Source organism: Amycolatopsis sp. NPDC006131 (genome assembly GCF_040614175.1).
GTDB lineage: Bacteria > Actinomycetota > Actinomycetes > Mycobacteriales > Pseudonocardiaceae > Amycolatopsis_E > Amycolatopsis_E tucumanensis.
In genome coordinates this window covers 21,232-42,461 of sequence record NZ_JBEXTX010000022.1, presented here as the reverse complement: position 1 = coordinate 42,461, position 21,230 = coordinate 21,232, and the positions used below count along the sequence as shown (strand labels likewise).

The window sequence follows — 21,230 nt, the reverse complement described above, 5'->3', positions numbered from 1 at the left end:
GCGTCGTCGTAGTGGGTACCGCAAGGCAAATCCAGTCGCGACGGTCGCAGCGGATCAAGAGCGTCCGATCGCCGGTGCTCCGTACGCCCCTGCTCGCGCGCCGTCGAAGGGAGTTGCCATGCCGGACGATCCGATCGTTGCCGACATGATCGAGATCGCCGCCACCGACATCCCCTTGTTCGAGCGAGCTCAGACCCTGTTGGACACGCTTCAGCGGCGGTTGCCCGCCGAAGCGAGCTGGCTGGCTCTGACCGCCCCGGGGACGAACGCCTACGCGACGGTCGGCAGCACAGGGCTGCAGCGATCCGTCCTCGACTACCTCGACCGTCCGTCGGTCTCGCACGAGATCCGGTTGGCCGACCTCGACCGGAACCGGCCATCGGTCAGCCTGGCCGAGCTCGCCGTCCCGGCCGATGAGCTGCCCACCTGGGCGGACTGCCTCATCCAGGCCGGATTCCGCGACGGTCTGGGTGTGCCGCTGTTCGAGCCCGGTGGCCCGTACCTGGGGCTGCTCACCCTGCTCTTCTCCGGCCGGGGCGCACCGTCCGACGGTCTCCGCGACCGCATCGGGCAGCTCGCGCCGCTGGTCGCCCGCTGTGTGTCGCCCATGCGCTCCCTACTCGGTACCGCGCGACTGGTCCAGGGCGCCACATCGGGTGCCGCCCTGTTCCGCGACGGCACCACCCATCCACTGCCAGGACTCGAAGACCACTCGCTCCTGGCCCGGGACTCGCCCGTCGTGGAGATCGCCCGCGGGACGCTCCTGGCCGGTCAGGTGTACCGGTCGTTCCTGTGGCCGGCGGACGATGGCGCCGCGGCGACCGGCCACGTTCGGATGACGATGCTGACCGCGACGGAGGTCCCCGATTTCGTCCTGGGCACCCTCCTGCTCACCCCCGATGCCGATTGCCGGGGCCTCACGCCGCGCGAGCTGCAGGTGCTGGGTCTGCTGGTGAACGGGCGGTCGAACCAGCAGATCGCGAGGCAGCTCGCCATCGCCACGCGCACCGTGGCCGCTCACGTGGAGCACATCCTGCACAAGCTGGACACCTCGACGAGGACCCTGGCAGCCGTGCGTGCCGAGCGGGAGGGGTGCTACGTGCCGCCGCCGCAGCCCACGCTCACACGCTGACCGCGCGGCACGCCGCGCCATGGCTGGATCCGCGGGGCACCGGGAGGGTTACGCGGAAGTGTGAGGGGTACCCGCCGTCCGATGCGACGCCGCCTCACCGTGTCGGTTCCGGTGAAGGCGGTCAGGCCGACCAACCGCCTGCGGCAGCAGTGGACTTGGCGAATTCGGCGAAGGTCCGCGGCGGGCGCCCGAGGGCGCGCTGCACGCCGTCGGAGACGTACTCGTCCGCACCCGACCTGATCGGCGCGATGACGTCCGCGAAGGCTTCGGCGTCCGCCCGCGGCAGCCCTTGCTGAACGAGTTCCGCGACGTAGTTCTCGACGGAGAGCGGCACGTAGCGGATTTCGCGGCCGGCGGCCTCAGAGATCGTGGCGACCGCCTCGGCCAGCGTCACTGCCCTGGGGCCGGACAACTCGTAGATCTGTCCCGAGTGCCCGTCCTCGGTCAGCGCAGCGACCACCACCTCGGCGATGTCCTCGGCGTCGATGAAGCTGACCGCCCCGTCGCCACCGGGCAGCCGCAGCTCACCGGCGCGGATGTCACGGACGAAGAAGCCCTCACTGAAGTTCTGCGAGAACCAGCCCGGCCTGCTGATCGTCCACTTCAGACCGCTTTCCCGCACAGCGGCCTCGCTGTCAAGGACGCCCTCCAAGATTCCGCCGCTGTCCTTCGCGTAGTCCGGGTTGTCGATCCCGCGCCCCGAGGCCAGCACGATCTGCTCAACCCCGTGTCGCACGGCCCGCTCGACGAATGGGCGAACCAACCTCGTGCCGTCCAGCTGCACGATGTAGATGGACCGTGCGCCCTCCAGAGCGGCATCCCAGGTGCCGCTGTCGGTCCAGTCGAAGACGTGCTCGCCGTTGCGGGCCGCCGCGCGAACCGGCAGCCCCTTGGCCCGCAGTCGGCTGACGACGCGGCGACCGGACTTGCCGGTCGCGCCGGTGACAAGAATCGGATGGTCTGGCATGACCTCAGCCAATCAGCCGGCATTGAGATCCTCAATGGCCAGGAAGCTCCACTTGATGTCTGGCCGTCTACGCTGAGGGCATGGACGTCGTGTCGGAGCTGCTGTCGGACGTACGGGCTCGTGGCGCCGTCTTCCGGCAGGCGATCATGCGACCTCCCTGGGCCCTGCGGATGGCCGTCGGGGCCCCGCTGACGCTGGCCACGATGCTGCGCGGTCACGCGTGAATTGTTCCTGACCAGCACGAACCGGTGCTCATCGAGACTGGCGATGTCGCCGTCGTCCGCGGCGACGTGCCCTACGTGGTGGCCGATGACCCCGTGACCACACCCTCGCTGCTGGTGACCACCGCCGACTATTGCTCATCGGCTGAGGGGGTCGAGCGCGCCGCCGGGGCCGCGCGGACCTGCGGAACGCCGGTCGACGGGGCCGCGGTGCTGCTCAGCGGAGCCTTCCAGCGCCGGGGAGAGCTCAGCGAACGACTGCTGCAGGCCCTGCCGGCCGTGCTGGTGGCGCCGACGAAGGACAGTCCCTTCACGGTGGGAACCGTGGCCGCGGAAATCGCCAGAGACCGACCGGGACAGCAGCTGGTGCTGGACCGGCTGCTGGACCTGATGCTGGTTTCCGCGCTGCGCAACTGGTTCGACAATCCGGACGCCGATGTCCCGGCCTGGTGCCGCGCGCTGGACGACGCAGTGGTCGGCACCGCGCTACGGCTGCTGCACGACGCACCCGCCCACCCTTGGACGGTGGCGCAGCTGGCAGCCGAGGTCGGAGTATCGCGTGCGGCGCTCGCCCGGCGGTTCACCACGCTGGTCGGCGAACCACCGATGGCCTACCTCACGAACTGGCGGATCACCCTGGCTGCGGACCTGCTGCGGGAGACCGACCACACGGTAGACACGATCGCGCGAAAGGTGGGCTACGCCAACGCCTACGCGCTGAGCGTGGCGTTCAAGCGGCTGCGCGGCACCCGGCCCAGCGAGCACCGGAACTCGGAACCCGTCTGACCCACACGCCGGGCCCGGCAGCGGAGGGGGACCCGAACGGGCTGTTGAAGCCCGTTCACCAAGAACGTGTGGAAAGCGCGGTGAATGAGGAGATGACCGAGGCGCCAGATTCCGAGGGCCCCAACGCGACGGCGGCGTAAGCCGCAGGGCAGGAACTGAACGATGAGGGTGGTGCTGTGGCCGAGCACGAACACCGAGACCAGCTTGGCGCCGCGGCGCAGCTCGACGGCCAGGACCACGACGCCGGCGTTGAACAGCAGGTGGTCCCGGCCCAGGAGCACGTGCTCGATGCCGAGGGGGATGCACTCCCACGCGCTCGTGCCCGCGGCGGCGCCGCCGATTCCGTGCGCGGACGGGCGGCGGAGCGGGCCACTGCGCTGGTCGCCGACGGGGGCGGGAAAGGTCCGGCTAGTGGTGGGCGAGGAGTTCGTGGGCGGTGTCGGCGCCGGTGACGGGTTCGGTGTGCACCACGGCCGCGGTCAGGCGCGGGACCTCGTGAATGAGCCGGTGCTCGACCTCGTGCGCGAGCCGGGACTTCGCCGACCACGCGGTGCGCGGCATCCCGCACCACCAGCACCACATCACCACCGATGAGGACACCGGCCACGCGGCCGGCTGAAAGGACGCCTCCACCCGTGCGCCGCGAGACCCAGAACATCCTCCTGCTCCTGCTCGGAGGCGCGTTGCTCAAGATCGGCCTGGACGGCAGTTACCTGCGCTATGTGAGGTCCGCGCACCAGCCGTGGCTGCTCGGCGCCGGTGCGGTGATCCTGGTGCTCGCGGCGGTCGCGATCGGCCGCGACATCGCCAACGCCCGCGCCGAGGCCGCGGTCACGCACGACGGGCACACGCACGGCCCGACGCGCAGCACCTGGATGCTGGTCCTGCCGGTCCTGGCGATCTTCCTGATCGCGCCCCCGGCGCTGGGCTCCGACGCCGTCGACCGCTCCGGCCGGACAACACCAGCGCGGCCGGCGCCCGCACGGCCAAGGGCGACTTCCCTCCGTTGCCGGCGGGCGACGTGCTGCCCATGCGCGTCAAGGACGTGGTGACCCGGGCGGGGTGGGACGCCACCGGCTCGCTGACCGGCCGCACGGTCCGGGTCACCGGGTTCGTCATCCCGCGCCCGAAGACCACCTACCTCGCCAAGGTCGCGCTCAACTGCTGTGCCGCCGACGCGTTCCCGCTCACCATCGCCCTGCGCGGGGACCGGCTGCCGCCGCTGGTCCAGGACCAGTGGGTCGAAGTGACCGGCACGGTGGTGCCCGGCACCGCGATACCGGAGAACAACTACACCCGACCCTCATCGCAGCGAGCGTGACGCCGATTCCCGTTCCCGCCGATCCCTACGAATACTGATCGGAATGTCCGGGGCCACAAGGGTTTTCCACCACCTGGCCAAGCACCGTGCACGAGGATTTCGTGGGTTCCCCGGGTTTCTCCGGGCAAGTGCCTGCTTTTAGGCTCGGCATGGTGACGGGCAGGCTCCTCCATTGTGTACACCTCGGGTGGTGCGCAGTGGTTTTGCCATCCGATATCGGCGGCGCCCCAGATAGCCGATGATCTCTTTCGCGAGGTCAGGGGAAATTCGTGAGATGTAGCGGATCGTGCGCACCAGCGCAATGAGCAGAGTCCGAGGCAAGCGACAACAACCGCTAGCCAGGGCGGCGCACCTGCGGCGACCAGAAAGTTGGGAATTGTCTTGCTTTCCATGGCGGTCGGCTCCCTCGGGATGATGCGGGAGAGCCGATCCGCCTATACGGGCAGGCAGGTGCGGGACTCCGCGGATGACGGTTGGGGTCATGCGCGCGAAGTCGGGGCCACGGGGCGGACGGCGTGACGCTGCAACGTGTTGTCCGGGTGGCTCGGCGGACCAGGAAACGAGATACAACCTTCGCTTCACCGCAGCAAGCAAACGCCGCCACAGCAGGGGTGTTGCTGCGCGGCGGGCGAGCGTGACCAAGGAGGATGCTGCGGCCTTGAAGGCGTCTGCGGCACTGAGTAACCGGACGCGCAGCGGCGTGAAAGCTTGACCGACGTCTCGCCGGTCTTTCAGATCGGTCGCGAAACGCACGTACGTAGAGTTCTGCGCCCAGGACAGTAGGGTGAATAGTGCCGAATGTGTCTTCCCGGCGCCGGAGCCAAGTTGGATCCGTGCCGGTCGACGACCGTCGACAGAGGTACCTCGACTGTCCGGAAGTGAGCGGAAGTCCGGCCGGAATCTGGTCAAGGACGAAGTGGCGAAACAGCGGAGTCGGCCAACGTTGCGTAGATTGCGTCGTGGACCTGCCGCAACCCCATACCCGAAACCGCCGCCGTCAGATTCAGTGTCGACCTGACCTCATCCAGTGAGGTCGGCGACCGTACGCACTTATCGCAGCGCGGGAGAAGATCTCCGGCGCCGAGATCAAGCTGCGGGACCTCCGGCACAGCTTGAGTATCGCACACGATAGGCACGTTATGGAGCTGGATGCGCATCGTGCCACTGAGGGGCTCCGGCTCGGGAATCGGTGCGGTGTTCGGCCCACATTACTGCTGCGTCGCGAACGCTCACCTGTCCAGCGGCGCGGCTCGCAGCGTTTAGGCGTCGGTAACGGCGGCGCTCCGGTCGAGGTGTTTCAGATGTCCAGGGGAGGGGGCGAGTCGTAGCGGGAGCCGAGGTGGTGTCGGTACCTCAACGGTCCTAATTCAGAGGACGTGCTCATCGGCGTCCGAAGCCCGCCAAAAGCCCACACGGGCGCGGGGAGCACTGTGGGGAGCAACTTGGGAGCAGGACTGCGAGCTGAACGGTCCGGAGCGAGGCTCAACGGACCTGAACGACCCGCGCTGACCTGCAGGAGTGGAATCTCCGCAGGCCAGCGCGGTACTACGTACATAGTTCACACCTAAAGGGTCACGACGTCCGTGGGCTAGCGAGGGGGTGTGGTTCTCCGGTGAGGGTGGCGAGCGCGGCGGCGACCTCGTGGATGCTGGCTCGGACGTAGGTGGTTGTGGTTCCGGCGTCGTTGTGTTGGTTGGTGTGTCCGGCGTAGACGCGGGCGATGGCGTAGCCGAAGTTGCGTTCGACCCAGGTGAGGGTGGTGTGGCGGAGCCAGTGGGTGGAGATTTGCTGGGTGGCGACCCAGGGGAGGTGTTTGCCGAGTCGTGTCCAGAGGTGGTCGTAGCGCCGGGTGGTGATCGGCCGGCCGTCGATGTAGCGGAGGAGTTGCCCGTCGCGTGGGGCGTGGCGGTGGGTGGCGTGCTGTTGGAGGTGGGTCATGAGGGTTGGTGAGACCGGTTGCCAGCGGACGGTGTCGCCTTTCTCGCGGAGGAAGATGAGGCATTGGTCGGGGTCGAGGTCTTGGGGGCGGAGGGCGAGTGCGCCGCCGCGGCGGCAGGCGGTTTCGGTGTGCAGGCGCAGGATCAGGGTGTCGAGGGCGGGGTCGTTGCCGGTGGTGGCGGCGATGTGGTTGATCTCGGCGAGGCGGGTGTCGGCGACGGCGCGGCGGGTGGAGGGCAGGCGGCGGGGTTTGGCGACCTTGCTGGCGGGGTTGTCGGCCGGATCGATCAGTCGGTCGTCTTCGGCGTGGCGGTAGAGGCAGCGCAGGGCGGCGATGAGGTGTTCGCCGGCGCTGCGTCCGCCGCGCGCATTGCGGCGGGGTACGACGTTGATCTTCACGTGCTCGACGAGTTGCTTGATTTCCGATGGGGTGGGCTCGTCGAGACGGCGGTGTCCCCAGTGGGCGTCGATGCGGTTCCAGTAGGAGCCGTAGACCCGGCGGGTGCCGTCGGTGACCGCGGCTGAGACGATCGGGATGTACTCGGCGAAGGTGGGCACCGTTGGCCGTGCGGCGGGCGCTGCGAGGAGGTCCTCGGGGGACAGGCCCATGCGGGTTAGCAGCAGGCGCGCGGCGTCCAGGTCGGCTGAGGACGGTGTCGTCATGCGGGATCACCGCGCAGTACCTCGGTGTGGCGCTGGGCGAGGAGGTCGTCGAGCGCTGCGGGCGGGTGGATGATGAGCAAATTCAGCTGTGGGTGAGTGGCCAGGAGGACGCGGTCGCCGGCGATCAGGCGGCAGCGGTGCCGGATGGTGGCGGGCAGGCGGAGGTGGCCCTGCTTGGTCACCGTGAACATGCCGTAGTCGTCGCGGCGGATGAGGAGGAGGTCGCGCGCTTCGCGGATGTCCAAGCGAGTGCCTGGCGTCCAGGAGAGTGCGGTCAGAGTGGCCCGGTCGGCGACGCGGCCCCGACAGTCCACGGCCGCCATCCCGTAGACGACGCTGTTCGTTCGGGGCGCCGGCATGGCGGGGAGTGGCAGCGTTCGACGGGTCGTCCCGATGCCGACAGCGGTACAGCCATCGTGGGGGGAAGGAGTAGCCGGGATGACCGGCTTGATCACGGCGCCGGTCACGAGGACCACCGCCAGAAGACACACCGACGCGGCCTACATGCCGCAGTCAGGTGGTGGAGTGCACTCAGGCACTGGTACGTCAGATGTGGCAGAACTGCCACGAAAGTGTGTCCGAGGGGCGTATTGACCATTACGCACACGCGCTCTACCAGCGAAAACGTTTTGAGCTGTCGTAGGGGAAGGGGTGTCATCGCTGGGCGGATGGCATCCTGCGTCCCCCCGGACGGCACCGGTTATCACTCTGCATCTCGGGGCATGTGGAAGGAGGGCCGAAACCGGCCGCGAGCGGCGGCAGTTCCGCGGCGCTGAGGCAGAGTGGAACGTCCCATTGCCGCGCCAGGGTGCGAGCCGTTGCGGAGTGTTCGGGGTGGAGGTCGGTGAGCAGGATCCCCGCGGCGGGTTGAGCCCGGGAGTCGCTGCGCCTGCCGGTGCGTCCGCAACGGGCTCGCGCGACGTGCGGATGAGCAGGGCCGGAAGTCCTCGCCGCGGATGACCATGGCCCGCAGCGGCGCCCGGCCCGCTGTTCCTAGCGTCGGTGCCATGAACACGAGCAACGCGAAGTACGCGATCGTCGTTGGGATCGACGGCTCCGGGGAGTCGCTCCCGGCCGTCCGCTGGGCAGTCGCCGCCGCGCGGCTGCGTCACGAGCCACTGCACATCGTCTACGGGTTCGCGCCCCTGTCGCGCTTCTACGGGGCCGGCATGCCAATGCTGCAGAACGCTTACGACGACCTCGTGCGGGCCGGCGAGCGCGTGGTGGCGGAGGCAGTCGGCGCGGCCAGGGAGATCACGGACGAGCACGTGCGGATCACCTCCGAGATGCTCAACGAGCCGGCCGCGCCGCTACTCGTCGAACGGTCCCGCAACGCTCGCATGATCGTGCTAGGCAGCGCCGGCCGGGTCCGCTGAGCCCCCCGTGTTAGGCCGGCCGGCTTGTGGCGCACGCGGCGGGTGTGTCAGCGCGTCAGTCCGGGGTACGCCGGTCCTCGCGCAGTTTCGTCGTCAGCACAACCGCCTGCGTGCGCCGTTCCATACCGAGCTTCGACAGCAGGCGGGAGACGTAGTTCTTCACGATCGGCCAGGAACATGCGCTGAGCGAGCTGCCGGTTCGTCAGCCCTCACCGATGAGGTCGAGCAGGGCCGGTGCCCCTCGTCAGCGCAGGTGGTTGCGGAAGAAGGTGACTATCCGCCGTCGCGTGTCGGCGGTCGCGGCCTGGTCGTACCGGGTGCCGGACATGCGCCCCAGCACCCGCAACATCAAGGTCAGGTCGGCCTGGTCGTGGTCGTTCATGAACCCGTGGCCGGCGCCGGGGTAGATCTTGACGTCGTGGGGCACGCCGAGCCGGGTGAGGATGTCGTCGAGCCGGAGTCCGGTCTTGGCGCCCAGGGGGGACCGGTCCGCGCCGCCGAAGCTGCCGACGACCGGGCAGGCGCCGGAGAGCCACGCTTCGGCGTCAGCGGGGCAGCCGCCGTAGTTGACTGCCGCGGCCGCATAACCGTGGTCCGGCGCCAGCGCGAGGGCGTACCCGCCGCCCATGCAGAAGCCGATGACACCGACCGCGCCAGTGCACCGGTCGTCTGCGGCGAGCAGACTGCGGGCGGTCTCGATGTCGTGGAAGGTCCGCCCCCGCCGGGCGCCGATGTCCCGCATGATCGTGCGCAGGCAGCTGAGCCTGCTGCCCCAGTAGTACAGGTCGGGCGCGACGGTGAGGAACCCTTCGCCGGCCAGCAACCGCCGGTGCAGCTCGGGCATCATGGCGTGGATGGACCGGGGCCGTTCGGTGTTGGTCTTGAGTTCCAGTTTCTGCTGGACGAAATCGTGGCCGGCCTTCATCTGCTGGAAGGCCGCCTGCCGGTTCTGCCCGATCATCACGAACGTGGACAGAAGATCGCCTCGAGCCGATGGCGAGCGAGGCTGACGGGCCGTCGTCCTCGATGGCGAGGAACAACGCGTCCAGCGGGTTGAGCCAGGTCCATGGCGCACGTCAGTGGGCAATGTCGACGACGACCCGGCGGTAGGAGTCGTCCTGCACGGTGAACAGACGGAACGGCAGCTGCTCGCGCACGCCGGCGGCGAAGGTGCTCTGCCCCTCGAACGAGCTGGCGAAGCGGACCTCGCGCAACGCGGTCCAGCCCCGCAACTGGCTTGCCGGGTAAAGGCGCTCGCCGACGATGGCGAGGAGACCTCCCGGTGCGTGCCCTGAGATGTCGTAACCGAGCGCGGGTGCCCGTACCACGATTTCCAGTGCGGCGCCGCCCGCCACCGGGATCGGTTCACCGGAACCGTCGGCTGTTACCACGTCGGCGTAGTGCACCGCGTACCCCGCTTCCTCCGGGCCGTTGATGTCGAACACCAGCCGGTCGAAGCAGCCGTGCCGGCCCGCCCGCACCAGGTACAGCGCCTCCGGCGCCATCGCGCTCGACTCCTGAGGTGCGGTGTTCCAGCCCGCGGTCGTGCCGCAGCCGCCGGGGGCCGGGGTCGCGGTCCGCGGGGGGCCGCGGCCCATCGGTCCATGGGGCGCGGCGGGGCCGCTGGTGCCGAGTATGGGGGACGCGCTGCTGGAGGCCGCGGGGGGGTGCGGTGGCGGGCCCGCCGCCGCCACAGGCGGCCACCAGCGCGAGCCCGGCGGCCGCGATCGTGATCAGGGGTGTGCGCATGGTGGTTGTCCTAATCAGTTCTGGGAGTGCGTCATCCGGCACACTCCTGGTGGTAGCCGGCCGGTGGGTGAGCACTCGTGTGTCCTGGACGTCGAGTTCTGATGAAAGACAGTGCCCCTGCCGGTAGGCCGGGAGAGTTGATCGCTTCTGGGATGTCGTGCCCCGCGTGTTCGTGGCGGGAAGCACTGCTTGATTAGGTCGCTGATAGTTCTCCCGCGGGCTGCGCAGGGTGATCGGCATCGAGAGGGGAGGACCGTTGCGACTGTTCGTAGGGGATGACTGGGCCGAGAACCATCACGAAGTCGAGCTGATGGACGGCTCGGGTGCCTGCTGGCAAAGCCCGGCTGACCGAGGGCGTGGCGGGGAGGCCCGCTTGCACGCGATGATCGGCGAGCGGCTGGGCGAGGCCAACGACGAGGATGTGGAGGTGCTGGTCGGGATCGAGACCGACCTGGGTCCGTGGGTGGCCGCGCTGGTCGCCGCCGGGTACACGGTGTTGGCGGTGAATCCGTTGCAGGCGGCCAGGTTTCGTGACCGGCTGGGGGTCTCCGGCGCTAAGAGCGACGCCGGGGACGCTCACGTACTGGCCGACATGGTCCGCACTCACGCTCACGAGCTGCGGCCGGTCGCTGGGGACTCGGCGCTGGCCGAAGCGGTGAAGGTTGTGACCCGCACCCACAAGACGCTGATCTGGGAGCGCACCCGTCACACCCAACGGCTGCGGCACGCGTTGCGCGACTACTTCCCGGCCGCGCTGGTCGCCTTTGCCGACCTCGACGCCGCCGACGCCCTGGAACTGCTGGCCAAGGCCCCCACTCCGGCGCGGGCCGCCCGACTGAGCACTGCGCAGATCAGCGGCGCGCTGACACGCGCGCGCCGCCGCAACGTCGCCGAGAAAGCCGGCGCGATCCAGGCCGCGCTGCGGGCCGAGTACCTCGGCCAGCCCGAGATCGTGGCGGACGCCTACGCCGCCTCGGTCCAGGCGCTGATCGCGGTCCTGACCGTGCTGAACACGCAGGTGGAGACCTTGCAGGGGCAGGTCGAGACCCATTTTGGGCAGCACCCGGCCGCTGAGATCATCGCCTCCCAGCCCGGCCTGGGACCGGTCCTCGGCGCCTGGGTGCTCGCAGAGTTCGGCGACAACCCCGACCGCTACGCCACAGCCAAGACCCGCAAGAACTACGCCGGCACCTCGCCGATCACCAGCGCGTCGGGCACGAAGAAGGTCGCCCTGGCCCGGTTCGTCCACAACGACCGGCTGATCGACACACTGATGACCCAGGCATTCGCCGCACTGAAAGCCTCGCTCGGCGCGCGGGCCTACTACGACCGGCAGCACGCCCGTGGAGCCGGGCACAACGCCGCCCTGCGCCAACTCGCCAACCGCCTCGTGGGCATCCTGCACGGCTGCCTCAAAACCAGCACCCGCTACGACGAGACGACCGCCTGGTCGCATCACGCCGAAAACATTGCGGCTTGGCATTCCAGCTCCTGGGATGTCTTTCTTCGGTTGCGTGCTCCAGCTAAGCGCGACCGGCCCGGCGCGGGGAGCGGCGAAGGTCCCTGGGCGCGGTGCTGTTGGGCCCTGCCGGGCCGCTCGGGACGAGCCTGGCGAAAGGACGTCACGTGAGAGCGAGGAGCAGGCGACGCACGCGTGGGAAATCATGAGCAAGCCGGTGGTCCGGGTGCTGCGTTCGACCACCGTCCGGCAGGCACCGGGCCCTTCGGCCTGCGCAACTCCGGCACGACAAGGACGACCGCTCCGGCCGGAACCGGGGCGGTCGTCGCGCGTCGCCGGCTAGTCCATCCGCTCCATCTGCCGCCGAATGCGCCTCTCGCTGGGTGAGCCGGGCGAGAACGTGTTCCACGTGTGCATGATCAAGCCGACGCCCCAGATGTCGATCGGGAACACCGGCCAGAAGAAAACCGTGCCGGTCAACGCCCAAATCCCGACCAGGAGACCGTTGATGAGGACGAACACGGCCACGTGCTGGTAGTAGTCGCGCTTCTGCTTGAGCCGCGCCACGGCGTGCTCGCGCCGTTCGGATTCGATATATCGGTCACGGTGACCACCTCCTGTCGCCACCAGCGGCCGTGCGCGCCTGGTTAGCCACTACGGGCCGTAGTCCCGCTTGCCGGGGACCTTCGGCCTCCGCCAGGTCTGGAGTCACGGCGCGTGACGGGAGTGCCCGGGTGGGGCACGATGTCCTCATGGCGGGACAGGATCAGCGCGCCCAGGACCGGCCGCTGCGCGAGACGCTATCGCAGCTGCGGCTGCGGGAGCTGCTGCGCGAGGTGCAGGACCGGATCGAGGAGCTGGTGCAGTCCCGCGACCAGATGGACGGGCTGCTCGAGGCGATGCTGGCGGTGGCGAGCGGGCTGGAACTGGACGCCACCCTGCGGCGCATCGTGCACGCGGCCATCGACCTGGTGGACTGCCGCTACGGGGCGCTGGGCGTGCTGAACCAGGACCGTGAAGGTTTGGCGGAGTTCGTCTACGAGGGCATCGACGAGGCCGCCCGCCGCGAGATCGGTGACCTGCCCACTGGGCACGGCCTGCTCGGACTGCTGATCCAGGAGCCCAAGCCGATCCGGCTGGACGATCTGTCCCAGCACATCGCGTCCTCCGGGTTCCCGGCGCACCACCCGCCGATGAAAACCTTCCTCGGGGTGCCCGTGCGCGTACGCGAGGAGGTGTTCGGCAACCTCTACCTGACCGAGAAGGCGAACGGGCAGCCGTTCACCGAGGACGACGAGGTTGTCGTGCAGGCACTGGCCGCCGCGGCCGGAATCGCGGTGGAGAACGCGCGCCTGTTCGAAGAGGCCAGGCTGCGGCAGCGGTGGCAGGAGGCCACCAGCGAGGTCCGCGCCGAACTGCTCGCCGCCGCCGATCCGGCCGATGTGCTCGCGCTCATCGCCGACCGCGCCTTGACTCTGGCGCGCGCAGACTACGCGCTGATCGCGCAGCCCGAGGACCCTGACGTCCCGGTCGAGGACGTCAGGGAACTGGTTGTCACCGTGCACGCCGGGCTCGATCGCGGCGGATTGCGCGAGCGGCGGATTCCGGTCGAGGCGTCCTCCTGCGGGGCGGCGTTCACCGATGCCCAGCCGCGGCGCGTGAGCAACCTGGAGTTCGAGTTGTCCGCGGCGTTCGGCCCGGCGCTCGTGCTGCCCCTGCGCGCGTCCCGCACCTCGGTCTCGGGCGTGCTGGTGGTGGCCCGGCACAAGGGCGACGACGCGTTCGACTCCACCCAGGTGCCGCTGGCGGCGGCGTTCGCCGATCAGGCCGCGCTGGCGTTGCAGCTGGCCGAGGACCAGCGCTCCATCAACGAGCTCAAGGTTGTTTCCGACCGCGACCGCATCGCCCGTGACCTCCACGACCACGTCATCCAACGGCTGTTCGCCCACGGGCTGGCGCTGCAGAGCACCCAGATGCGGTCACGCAACCCGGACATTCAGCGGCGGCTGGCCGACATGATCGACGACGTGCAGAACATCGTGGCCGAGATCCGCACCGCGATCTTCGACCTGCACGGCGGCCTGCAGGGCACCGGGCAGCTGCGCAAACGGCTCAAGGACATCATCGCCGAGGTCACCGGCGACACCGGCCTGCGCACCACGGTGCGGATGTCCGGTCCGGTCGGCGTCGCCGGGCCGGAGCTCACCGAGCACGCGGAAGCGGTGCTGCGGGAGGCGTTGTCCAACGCGGTGCGGCACGCCCGGGCCACCGCGCTGACGGTGACCGTCTCCGCCAGCGACGAGCTGGTCATCGAGATAGCCGACAACGGCCTCGGCATGCCGGAGAAGGTGGCCCGCAGTGGACTGCACAACCTCGCCGAACGCGCCGCCCAGGCCGGCGGCACCTTGTCGATCGCGCCGGGCGAGGACGGCGGGACTCGGCTGACCTGGGCGGCACCGATCTCCTAGCGGTCGCGGTCGGCGGAGACCGTGGTGCCGGCGAGCACCGCTTCTGCGTCTTACAGGCGCCCGATCGCCGCTAGCGCGCCGCCGAGTCGGCGAACCGGCACGCGGCCTCCACCTTCGGCTCCTCGACCCACCAGGGAAGGTGTGGGCCCGCAGGTCGGCGGGTCGGACGTGGCGGATGGGGCGCGCGGCGGCGTGCCGTGGCCGTCCTCGACGGCGGCGACGTCGGTGAGCAGCAGCAGGGCGTCCGCGCGCAGCGCCGAGGCCAGCAGCGCCGCCGCGAGGCCATTGTCGACCACCGCTTCCACGCCGTGCGGCCGCCCGTCGGCGCCGGCCACGACCGGCACCCCGCCACCTCCGGCGCAGCCGACGGTCGCGCCGCTGTCCGCGACGAGCCGGATCAGGGGGCGTCCGAACCCGTCGGCCGGTTCGGGCGACGGCACGACCCGCTGCTAGGAGGAGCCGTCCGGGTGCACCTGCCAGCCGTCGCCGGCGGTACCCACCGCGAGCAGGCCCACCGGCGGGCCGGTGCCGTGGTGACGATCAGGCGGTGCCGCCGGGCCAGCGGCGCCGCTGGGCCAGTGGTGCCAGCGCGCCGGCGGGCGCGTGGACGTGCTTGGTGGTCTGGACATGATGTCCCTGTCCGTCCTCGTGGCCGGTCATCGTCAACGAGTCCAGCAAGGCCGATCCGATCCGGCGAGAGACCATCGGGCACGCGGCGGGGAGGAAAGTCACTGGTGCCTATGGGGCTCGTGCCGCACGGTCGGACCAGACAGCCGCAGCCCGCACAGATCGCGAGAACGATGTTCCCCCTGCCCGTGCCTCCCGACGCCGAGGATCTCCGGCGTGAGCCCGGGGCGACACCATGCTGCTGAGCGCGATCCTGGCTGCGCTCGCGGCGGCGGCCAACGCGGGCGGCACCATCCTGCAGCGCGGTGCGGCGCGGCACGAACGCCCGGACGGGCGTCTCACCGTCGCGATGCTCTGAGACCTGGCCCGGCAGCCACGGTGGGGCGCAGGCATCGGGGTGATGCTGCTCGGCTCCGCGCTGCAGGCCGCGGCGGGGGCGATCGGGCCGATCGTGCTCGTACAGCCGATCCTCATCGGCGAGCTGGCCTTCGTCCTGGTCCTGACCGGCGTGCACCGGCGGACGCCGTTGCGCGCGCGGGAATGGCTGCCGATCGCCTGCCTTGCCGCGGGGGTGACCACGCTCATGGTCTCGATGCGCCCGACCGACACCGATCCGTTCCAGGTGCCCGGAGGCGGCTGGGTGGTGGGGTGCGCCGCCACGGTCGGCGTGGTGGCGCTCCTGGTCCGGGTGAGCGCCCGGATGCGGCCCGGGGTGGGGCCGGCGTCGCTGCTGGGTGTCGCCGCCGGGGCGTGGTTCGGGTTCAGCGCCGTGTTGATGTCGGCGGTCACCAGCGCTGCGCGGCACGGTGCCCTGTTCATCACTTGGCAGATCTACGGGATGCTCGTCGCCGGGCCGCTGGGGTTCTTCCTGCTGCAGAACATGCTGCGCGCCGGCCCGCTGGTCGTGTCTCAGCCGGGCCTCACCCTGGCCAGCCCGCTGGTGGCGGTGGCCCGGGGGCTCGCGGTGTCCGGCGAGCAGGTCCGGGACGGGGTGTGGGTCGCGGCCGAGGTGGTCGCCGCGGCGGTGATCGTGGTGAGCACGGTGGCGCTGGCGCGGTCCGCGCTCCTGCACCCGGCAGGGCCGGAAGTCCCTCCCGGCGGTGACCATGGCCTGCTGTCCCGGCGGCTTGTCAGTCGTAGCGTCGGACCCATGCGAGCGATCGACATCATGAGCAGGCCGGTGGTCACGGTGATCCCGGATGCCCCGGCGAAGGAAGCCGCCCGGATCCTGGCCGCGCACGGGTTCACCGCGTTGCCCGTGGTCGACGACGAGCGCCTGGTCGGCATCGTCACCGAAGCCGACCTGATCGGCGACCGCGTACCGCCGGATCCCCGGTTCCCGCGCCCCGCCGGCGAGCAGCGCCACGCCGGCGCGTCCGTCGGCGAGGTGATGTCGAGCCCGGCGACCGCGATGGCACCCGGCTGCGACCTGGCCACGCTGAGCCGGGCACTGCTCGACGCCGGCATCCGGGCCATGCCCATCGCCGACGGCGGACGTGTCGTGGGCATCGTGACCCGAGGTGACATCGTCCGGGTCTTCGCCCGCAGCGACCGCGAGATCGCCGCCGACGTACGGCGGCACCTGAGCATCTACGGCGGACCGGACCGGTGGCAGGTGGATGTGTGCGACGGCGTGGTGCGGATCGCCGACGACTACGACGACGAAACCGACCGTCACGTTGCGACCCTGCTGGCCGAGGCCGTGCCCGGGGTCGTGGAGGCGCGCACGGTCACGGCGACGGGAGACCGGGAATGAGCAACGCAGGAGACGCCGCCGTCGTGGTCGGCATCGACGGTTCCGAAGAATCCCTCCGGGCCGTCCGGTGGGCGGCCCGGACCGCGCGGGTACGCCACGAGCCTCTGCACCTCGTGTACGCCTTCGCGCCGCTGGCCGGGGCCTACGGTGCCGGCTTGCCGGTGCGGCAGAGCGCCTACGAGGAGCTGCTGCGCGCCGGACGGACGATGCTGGAGGACGCCGTGCGGACAGCGCGGGAAACCGCCGGTGAGAAGGTGCGGATCACCTCGGATATGCCGAACGATCCTCCGGCTCCCGTGCTGCTCGACCGTGCCCGCCGTGCCCGCATGGTCGTCCTCGGGTGCTCCGGCACCGGGGGCTTCACGGGCATGCTCGCCGGATCGACCACGGTGCAGGTGTCGGCCCATGCCGCCTGCCCCGTCGCCGTGATCCGCGGGCGGGACACTGACGAGGGACCCGTGGTCGTTGGCGTGGACGGCAGTCCCGGTGGTGAGCGAGCGCTGGAGATGGCGTTCGAGGAGGCATGCTGGCGCAACGCACCATTGGTGGCGGTGCATGCGTGGAGCGACGACGAGTTCACCGCCTACTACGCGACGATGCCGCTGGCCGTAAACTGGGCGGAGGTCGAGGCCGACGAGCATCGGGTGCTGGCCGAGCGGCTGGCCGGGTGGCAGGAGAAGTACCCGGACGTGCAGGTCGAGCGCGTCGTCGTGCGCGACCGGCCCCGGCACCAGCTGCTGAGCTGGAGCACCAGGGCGCAACTGGTCGTGGTCGGCAGCCGGGGCCGTGGCGGGTTCAGCGGGCTGCTGCTGGGCTCGACCAGCCAGGCCCTGATCCACCACGCGCAGTGCCCGGTGATGATCGTGCGTCCGGGACCGGCGCAGTGACCGCCACGGCGGTCCGCCAGCCGCTGACCGCGGGCGAGCTGTCCCAGGTGGACAGTCAATGGCGAGCGGCGAACTACCTGACGGCGGGCCAGATCTACCTGATGGACAACCCGCTGCTGACCGAACCGCTGGTAACCGCGCACATCAAACCGAGACTGCTCGGCCACTGGGGGACCTCGCCCGGCCTGAACTTCGTCTACGCCCACCTCAACCGCGCGATCCTCGCCCACGACCTGAACACGATCTTCGTCACCGGGTCCCGGCCACGGTGGCCCCGCGTTGCTGGCGAGCACGTGGCTGGAGGGCAGCTACCCCGAGGTGGAGCCCCGTGCCGCGCAGGACGCCGCGGGCATGGCCCGGCTGTTCCGGCAGTTCTCCTTCCCGGGCGGGGTGCCCAGCCACGTGGCGCCCGAGGTGCCCGGCTCGATCCACGAAGGCGGCGAGCTGGGCTACTCCCTCGCCCACGCCTTCGGTGCTGCCTTTGACAACCCGGACCTGCTGGTCGCGTGCGTGGTCGGCGACGGTGAGGCCGAGACCGGCCCGCTCGCGACGAGCTGGCACGCCGGCAAGTTCCTCGACTCGGTGCACGACGGCGCGGTGCTGCCGATCTTGCACCTGAACGGGTACAAGATCGCCAACCCGACCGTGCTGGCCCGGATTCCGCACGAGGAGCTGGACCAGCTGTTGCGCGGCTACGGCTACGCGCCACGCTACGTCGAGGGCGACGAGCCGGAGGCGATGCACCAGGCGATGACGGCAGCGCTCGACGACGTGGTCGGGGAGATCCGCGACATCCAGCACTCAGCTCGCACCGGTGCCGCCACCGGACGGCCGCACTGGCCGATGATCGTGCTGCGCAGCCCCAAGGGCTGGACCGGGCCGTCCCACCTGGACGGTGTGCCGGTCGAGGGGACCTGGCGCGCCCACCAGGTGCCGCTGCCCGCGGTCCGGGAGAACCCGGATCACCTGCGGGCTCTGGAGGACTGGCTGTGGTCCTATCGCCCGGATGAGCTGTTCGACGCCGACGGCCGCCCGCGCCCGGACGTCACCGCGCTCATCCCGCGTGGCGACCGGCGGATGGGCGCCAACCCCCACGTCAACGGCGGTCTTCTGCTGCGCCCCCTCGATCTGCCCGATCCGCGGGAGTTCGCCGAATCGGTCGAATGGCCCGGCGCGACGTCCGCCGAGCCGACCCGGGTACTGGGCCGCTACCTGTGTGCGGTGTTCGAGCGCAGCGCGCGGAGCCGGAACTTCCGGCTGTTCGGCCCGGACGAGACGGCCTCCAACCGGCTCGACGCCGTCTACGGCGCCACCGGCAAGGGCTGGCAGGCGGGACTCGAAACCATCGACGAACACCTGTCCCGCGACGGGCGGGTGCTGGAGGTGCTCTCGGAGCACCTGTGCCAGGGCTGGCTAGAGGGCTACCTGCTCACCGGCAGGCACGGGATGTTCTCCTGCTACGAGGCGTTCGTGCACATCGTCGATTCGATGGTCAACCAGCACATCAAGTGGCTGCGCAGCTCCCGGAAAATCCCGTGGCGGCGCCCGGTGGCGTCGCTGAACTACCTGCTGACCTCGCACGTGTGGCGGCAGGACCACAACGGTTTCTCGCACCAGGACCCAGGGTTCATCGACCACGTCGCGAACAAGAGCAGCGAGGTCGTCCGCGTCTACCTGCCGCCGGACACCAACACCCTGCTCACGGTGGCGGAACACTGCTTGCGCAGCCGCGACTACGTCAACGTGATCGTGGCAGGCAAGAACCAGACCCCGAACTGGCTGGACGTCGAGCAGGCGGCGGTGCACTGCGCCCAGGGCGCCGGCATCTGGGAGTGGGCGGGCACTCACCCCGACCGGGAGCCGGACGTGGTGCTCGCGTGCGCCGGTGACGCGCCGACGCTGGAGGTGCTGGCCGCGGTCACCCTGCTGCGCGAGCACCTGCCGGAGCTGGCTGTCCGCGTGGTCAACATGGTCGACCTGATGCGGCTGCAGCCCGGCACCGAGCACCCGCACGGCATGACCGACCGCGAGTTCGACGCGCTGTTCACCCCGGACCGGCCGGTGATCTTCGCCTACCACGGCTACCCGTGGCTGATCCACCGGCTGGCCTACCGCCGCACCAATCACGACGAGTTCCACGTGCGTGGCTACACCGAACGCGGCACCACCACCACGCCGTTCGACATGCTGGTGCTCAACGACATGGACCGCTTCCAGCTGGTGATCGACGTGATCGACCGCGTGCCCGGCCTGGTGCGCACCGCGGGCACCGTCCGGCAGGCCATGACCGCGGCCCGGCACCGGCATCACCGCTGGATCCGCGAACACGGCGAGGACCTGCCCGAGGTGCGGAACTGGACATGGGAGCAGTGATGCGGATCCTCACGCTGAACCCAGGCTCGTCCAGTCTTAAGGCCGCGATGCACGCCGACGGCGCCGCGACCGCCACACGGACGTGGGAAGCCGCCGACGCGACGGCCGACGAACAGGCGATCTCTCGGGCGCTGGAGGAATGGCCGGAACCGGACGCCGTCGCGGTCCGGTTCGTGCACGGCGGTTCACGGCCGCGTCCCGTGGTGCTCGACGAGCACGAGCTGGGCGAGCTGGAACGGCTGACTCCGCTCGCGCCGCTGCACCAGCCGCTGTCGGTGCACACCGCCCGGGTGGTCCGGGCGCTGCTGCCGGGCACGCCCGTCATCGCGTGCTTCGACACGTCGTTCCACAGCGGGCTGCCGGACGCCGCCGCCCGCTACGCCCTGCCGCACGCATGGACGAGCCAGAACCGGCTGCGGCGCTACGGGTTCCACGGATTGTCCTGCCGCCACGCCCTGCGGCACGCCGCCGAGCTGCTGGGCCGCGCGGAGGAACAGCTGAGCCTGGTGGTGGCGCACGTCGGCGCCGGCGTCTCGGTGACCGCGATCCGCGACGGGTCCAGTGTGGACACCTCGATGGGGTTCACCGCGCTGGAGGGTGCGGCGATGGCCACCCGGTCGGGCTCGGTCGATCCGGGTCTGCTGCTGCACGTCCTGGGCACCAGTGAGGTCACCCTCCCGCAGCTGAGGAACACGTTGTACCGCGAGTCCGGGTTGGCGGGGATGACCGGCACGTCCGGCGACCTCCGGGAGGTGCTGGCGGCCGATCGCGCGGGTGACCGGAACGCGCACACCGCGCTGGCAGTCTACCGGCACCGGCTCCGCCGCGAGATCGGCGCGATGGCGATGAGCCTCGAGCGGCTGGACGCGGTCGTGTTCACCGGCGGGGTGGCCGAACACCAGCCCGCGGTGGTGGGCGAGATCGTGGCCGGCTGCGCCCTGCTGGGCCTGACGGCCGATCCCGGGAAGCTGGCGGCGGAAGGCGATCGCGTGGTCAGCACGGGCGAAGTCCCGGTGCTGATCCTGACGGCACGGGAGGACCTCGAACTCGCCCGCGGCGCCGAGGCCCTGCTCAGCGGTGCGCGGCGACCAGATGCGCCAGCAGGTCACGCCAGCTGACGATGCCGACGATCCGTCCCGCGTGCGTGATCGGCAGGCAGCGCTGACGCGAGTCGACCAGGGCGGCGGCCACATCGGCCACCTCCGCGTCCGGATCGGCGGTGACCACCGGCCGCCGCATGATCGCCGCGACCGACACCGGGACCGTGCCGAGCATGGCGCCGTCGTCGGGTCCGCCCCGGGCCAGGAGCCGTGCGGCGCCGAGGTCGGACTCGGTCACCAGGCCGACGAGCTCACCGGACTCGGTGAGTACGGGCAACGTGGTGTACCCGCGCTCGAGCATCGTCGCGGCCGCCTCCTCCGGTGTGGTATTGGGCGTGACCCCCACAACGGGTGAGCTCATCAAGTCGCTGATCCGCATGCGCCGATCCTCACTTCCGCGAGGAAGC

At 70.4% G+C, this 21,230-nt stretch carries 20 protein-coding genes and 6 pseudogenes; 14 read left to right on the top strand and 12 right to left on the bottom strand.

Translation table 11 applies throughout. The features are described from left to right. Window positions 1-118: 118 nt before the first annotated feature. A complete protein-coding gene (locus ABZ215_RS14665) occupies window positions 119-1,132 on the top strand; it encodes a LuxR C-terminal-related transcriptional regulator (RefSeq protein WP_354949872.1) in 1,014 nt (337 codons plus the stop codon). A gap of 121 nt (window positions 1,133-1,253) precedes the next feature. Here the strand turns inward: ABZ215_RS14665 and ABZ215_RS14660 are convergent, their stop codons facing one another. Then, the gene (locus tag ABZ215_RS14660; protein ID WP_354949871.1) at window positions 1,254-2,099 is read right to left on the bottom strand and encodes an SDR family oxidoreductase; all 846 of its coding nucleotides are present in this window, start codon (window positions 2,097-2,099) and stop codon (window positions 1,254-1,256) included. 80 nt (window positions 2,100-2,179) lie between these two features. Here ABZ215_RS14660 and ABZ215_RS14655 point away from each other — a divergent pair. Then, window positions 2,180-2,731: pseudogene (locus ABZ215_RS14655) on the top strand (cupin domain-containing protein); the annotation flags it as partial. Beyond that, on the top strand, window positions 2,711-3,106 hold the full coding sequence (locus tag ABZ215_RS14650) for a helix-turn-helix transcriptional regulator (RefSeq protein ID WP_354949911.1): 396 nt from the start codon (window positions 2,711-2,713) through the stop codon (window positions 3,104-3,106). The pseudogene ABZ215_RS14655 and the gene ABZ215_RS14650, both read left to right, overlap by 21 nt. Here ABZ215_RS14650 and ABZ215_RS14645 read toward each other — a convergent pair. After that, window positions 3,031-3,396: a HupE/UreJ family protein gene (locus tag ABZ215_RS14645; protein WP_354949910.1), complete on the bottom strand. Its 366-nt coding sequence runs from the start codon at window positions 3,394-3,396 to the stop codon at window positions 3,031-3,033. The genes ABZ215_RS14650 and ABZ215_RS14645 overlap by 76 nt on opposite strands. 118 nt (window positions 3,397-3,514) lie before the next feature. Beyond that, window positions 3,515-3,634: pseudogene (locus tag ABZ215_RS14640) on the bottom strand (cation diffusion facilitator family transporter); the annotation flags it as partial. Between the two features lie 107 nt (window positions 3,635-3,741). On the opposite strand from ABZ215_RS14640, the gene ABZ215_RS14635 reads away from it, so the two are divergent. Both ABZ215_RS14635 and ABZ215_RS14630 read left to right on the top strand, forming a co-directional pair. Further along, window positions 3,742-4,158 carry a DUF1980 domain-containing protein gene (locus ABZ215_RS14635; RefSeq protein ID WP_354949870.1) on the top strand — a complete coding sequence of 139 codons (417 nt, stop codon included), beginning with the start codon at window positions 3,742-3,744 and terminating at the stop codon, window positions 4,156-4,158. Beyond that, window positions 4,137-4,427: a hypothetical protein gene (locus ABZ215_RS14630; RefSeq protein WP_354949869.1), complete on the top strand. Its 291-nt coding sequence runs from the start codon at window positions 4,137-4,139 to the stop codon at window positions 4,425-4,427. The genes ABZ215_RS14635 and ABZ215_RS14630 overlap by 22 nt, the downstream gene beginning before the upstream one ends. A gap of 1,572 nt (window positions 4,428-5,999) precedes the next feature. Here the strand turns inward: ABZ215_RS14630 and ABZ215_RS14625 are convergent. Continuing rightward, window positions 6,000-7,028 carry a site-specific integrase gene (locus ABZ215_RS14625; RefSeq protein ID WP_354949868.1) on the bottom strand — a complete coding sequence of 343 codons (1,029 nt, stop codon included), beginning with the start codon at window positions 7,026-7,028 and terminating at the stop codon, window positions 6,000-6,002. Beyond that, window positions 7,025-7,495, bottom strand: coding sequence for an AbrB/MazE/SpoVT family DNA-binding domain-containing protein (locus ABZ215_RS14620; RefSeq protein ID WP_354949867.1), 471 nt, complete (start codon window positions 7,493-7,495; stop codon window positions 7,025-7,027). The genes ABZ215_RS14625 and ABZ215_RS14620 overlap by 4 nt, the downstream gene beginning before the upstream one ends. A gap of 540 nt (window positions 7,496-8,035) precedes the next feature. On the opposite strand from ABZ215_RS14620, the gene ABZ215_RS14615 reads away from it, so the two are divergent. Further along, on the top strand, window positions 8,036-8,404 hold the full coding sequence (locus tag ABZ215_RS14615) for a universal stress protein (protein WP_354949866.1): 369 nt from the start codon (window positions 8,036-8,038) through the stop codon (window positions 8,402-8,404). Between the two features lie 55 nt (window positions 8,405-8,459). Here the strand turns inward: ABZ215_RS14615 and ABZ215_RS14610 are convergent. The 3 genes and pseudogenes from ABZ215_RS14610 to ABZ215_RS14600 all read right to left on the bottom strand — a co-directional run. Further along, window positions 8,460-8,613 (bottom strand): annotated as a pseudogene (locus ABZ215_RS14610) (LuxR C-terminal-related transcriptional regulator); the annotation flags it as partial. 35 nt (window positions 8,614-8,648) lie between these two features. Then, window positions 8,649-9,365 (bottom strand): dienelactone hydrolase family protein, encoded by a 717-nt coding sequence (locus ABZ215_RS14605; RefSeq protein ID WP_354949865.1) that lies wholly within the window; start codon window positions 9,363-9,365, stop codon window positions 8,649-8,651. Window positions 9,366-9,480: 115 nt separating this feature from the next. Continuing rightward, window positions 9,481-10,002 carry a hypothetical protein gene (locus ABZ215_RS14600; RefSeq protein ID WP_354949864.1) on the bottom strand — a complete coding sequence of 174 codons (522 nt, stop codon included), beginning with the start codon at window positions 10,000-10,002 and terminating at the stop codon, window positions 9,481-9,483. Window positions 10,003-10,415: 413 nt separating this feature from the next. Here ABZ215_RS14600 and ABZ215_RS14595 point away from each other — a divergent pair. After that, window positions 10,416-11,609 (top strand): annotated as a pseudogene (locus tag ABZ215_RS14595) (IS110 family transposase); the annotation flags it as partial. A gap of 342 nt (window positions 11,610-11,951) precedes the next feature. Here ABZ215_RS14595 and ABZ215_RS14590 read toward each other — a convergent pair. Continuing rightward, entirely contained in the window at window positions 11,952-12,179 is a 228-nt protein-coding gene (locus ABZ215_RS14590) for a 2TM domain-containing protein (protein WP_354949863.1), read from the bottom strand. A gap of 185 nt (window positions 12,180-12,364) precedes the next feature. Between ABZ215_RS14590 and ABZ215_RS14585 the strand changes: the two genes are divergently transcribed. Then, window positions 12,365-14,080 (top strand): GAF domain-containing sensor histidine kinase, encoded by a 1,716-nt coding sequence (locus tag ABZ215_RS14585; protein WP_354949862.1) that lies wholly within the window; start codon window positions 12,365-12,367, stop codon window positions 14,078-14,080. Between the two features lie 50 nt (window positions 14,081-14,130). Here ABZ215_RS14585 and ABZ215_RS14580 read toward each other — a convergent pair whose 3' ends face one another. Both ABZ215_RS14580 and ABZ215_RS14575 read right to left on the bottom strand, forming a co-directional pair. Then, complete coding sequence (locus tag ABZ215_RS14580) at window positions 14,131-14,520, bottom strand: hypothetical protein (RefSeq protein ID WP_354949861.1); 390 nt, start codon at window positions 14,518-14,520, stop codon at window positions 14,131-14,133. A 100-nt stretch (window positions 14,521-14,620) separates the two neighbouring features. Next, entirely contained in the window at window positions 14,621-14,758 is a 138-nt protein-coding gene (locus ABZ215_RS14575; RefSeq protein ID WP_354949860.1) for a hypothetical protein, read from the bottom strand. Between the two features lie 184 nt (window positions 14,759-14,942). Here ABZ215_RS14575 and ABZ215_RS14570 point away from each other — a divergent pair, with 184 nt between their 5' ends. The 6 genes and pseudogenes from ABZ215_RS14570 (at window position 14,943) to ABZ215_RS14545 (ending at window position 20,841) form a co-directional block, all read left to right on the top strand. Continuing rightward, the gene (locus ABZ215_RS14570; protein ID WP_354949859.1) at window positions 14,943-15,065 is read left to right on the top strand and encodes a hypothetical protein; all 123 of its coding nucleotides are present in this window, start codon (window positions 14,943-14,945) and stop codon (window positions 15,063-15,065) included. A 42-nt stretch (window positions 15,066-15,107) separates the two neighbouring features. After that, a pseudogene (locus ABZ215_RS14565) lies at window positions 15,108-15,707 on the top strand (DMT family transporter); the annotation flags it as partial. Between the two features lie 150 nt (window positions 15,708-15,857). After that, window positions 15,858-16,463, top strand: coding sequence for a CBS domain-containing protein (locus ABZ215_RS14560; RefSeq protein ID WP_354949909.1), 606 nt, complete (start codon window positions 15,858-15,860; stop codon window positions 16,461-16,463). After that, window positions 16,460-17,350, top strand: coding sequence for a universal stress protein (locus ABZ215_RS14555; RefSeq protein ID WP_354949858.1), 891 nt, complete (start codon window positions 16,460-16,462; stop codon window positions 17,348-17,350). The genes ABZ215_RS14560 and ABZ215_RS14555 overlap by 4 nt, the downstream gene beginning before the upstream one ends. Beyond that, a pseudogene (locus tag ABZ215_RS14550) lies at window positions 17,347-19,723 on the top strand (phosphoketolase family protein). The gene ABZ215_RS14555 and the pseudogene ABZ215_RS14550 overlap by 4 nt, the downstream one beginning before the upstream one ends. Further along, window positions 19,723-20,841 carry an acetate kinase gene (locus ABZ215_RS14545; RefSeq protein WP_354949908.1) on the top strand — a complete coding sequence of 373 codons (1,119 nt, stop codon included), beginning with the start codon at window positions 19,723-19,725 and terminating at the stop codon, window positions 20,839-20,841. The pseudogene ABZ215_RS14550 and the gene ABZ215_RS14545 overlap by 1 nt, the downstream one beginning before the upstream one ends. Here ABZ215_RS14545 and ABZ215_RS14540 read toward each other — a convergent pair. Then, a complete protein-coding gene (locus tag ABZ215_RS14540; RefSeq protein ID WP_354949857.1) occupies window positions 20,795-21,202 on the bottom strand; it encodes a CBS domain-containing protein in 408 nt (135 codons plus the stop codon). The genes ABZ215_RS14545 and ABZ215_RS14540 overlap by 47 nt on opposite strands. Window positions 21,203-21,230 lie beyond the last annotated feature (28 nt).

What these genes read in the sequence shown, in the direction of transcription:
- ABZ215_RS14665 (WP_354949872.1), top strand. Translation starts at nt 119, where the DNA reads ATGCCGGACGATCCGATCGTTGCCGACATGATCGAGATCGCCGCCACC.
- ABZ215_RS14660 (WP_354949871.1), bottom strand. Translation starts at nt 2,099, where the DNA reads ATGCCAGACCATCCGATTCTTGTCACCGGCGCGACCGGCAAGTCCGGT.
- ABZ215_RS14650 (WP_354949911.1), top strand. Translation starts at nt 2,711, where the DNA reads ATGCTGGTTTCCGCGCTGCGCAACTGGTTCGACAATCCGGACGCCGAT.
- ABZ215_RS14630 (WP_354949869.1), top strand. Translation starts at nt 4,137, where the DNA reads ATGCGCGTCAAGGACGTGGTGACCCGGGCGGGGTGGGACGCCACCGGC.
- ABZ215_RS14625 (WP_354949868.1), bottom strand. Translation starts at nt 7,028, where the DNA reads ATGACGACACCGTCCTCAGCCGACCTGGACGCCGCGCGCCTGCTGCTA.
- ABZ215_RS14615 (WP_354949866.1), top strand. Translation starts at nt 8,036, where the DNA reads ATGAACACGAGCAACGCGAAGTACGCGATCGTCGTTGGGATCGACGGC.
- ABZ215_RS14605 (WP_354949865.1), bottom strand. Translation starts at nt 9,365, where the DNA reads ATGATCGGGCAGAACCGGCAGGCGGCCTTCCAGCAGATGAAGGCCGGC.
- ABZ215_RS14600 (WP_354949864.1), bottom strand. Translation starts at nt 10,002, where the DNA reads ATGGGCCGCGGCCCCCCGCGGACCGCGACCCCGGCCCCCGGCGGCTGC.
- ABZ215_RS14585 (WP_354949862.1), top strand. Translation starts at nt 12,365, where the DNA reads ATGGCGGGACAGGATCAGCGCGCCCAGGACCGGCCGCTGCGCGAGACG.
- ABZ215_RS14570 (WP_354949859.1), top strand. Translation starts at nt 14,943, where the DNA reads ATGCTGCTGAGCGCGATCCTGGCTGCGCTCGCGGCGGCGGCCAACGCG.
- ABZ215_RS14560 (WP_354949909.1), top strand. Translation starts at nt 15,858, where the DNA reads ATGCGAGCGATCGACATCATGAGCAGGCCGGTGGTCACGGTGATCCCG.
- ABZ215_RS14555 (WP_354949858.1), top strand. Translation starts at nt 16,460, where the DNA reads ATGAGCAACGCAGGAGACGCCGCCGTCGTGGTCGGCATCGACGGTTCC.
- ABZ215_RS14545 (WP_354949908.1), top strand. Translation starts at nt 19,723, where the DNA reads ATGCGGATCCTCACGCTGAACCCAGGCTCGTCCAGTCTTAAGGCCGCG.
- ABZ215_RS14540 (WP_354949857.1), bottom strand. Translation starts at nt 21,202, where the DNA reads ATGCGGATCAGCGACTTGATGAGCTCACCCGTTGTGGGGGTCACGCCC.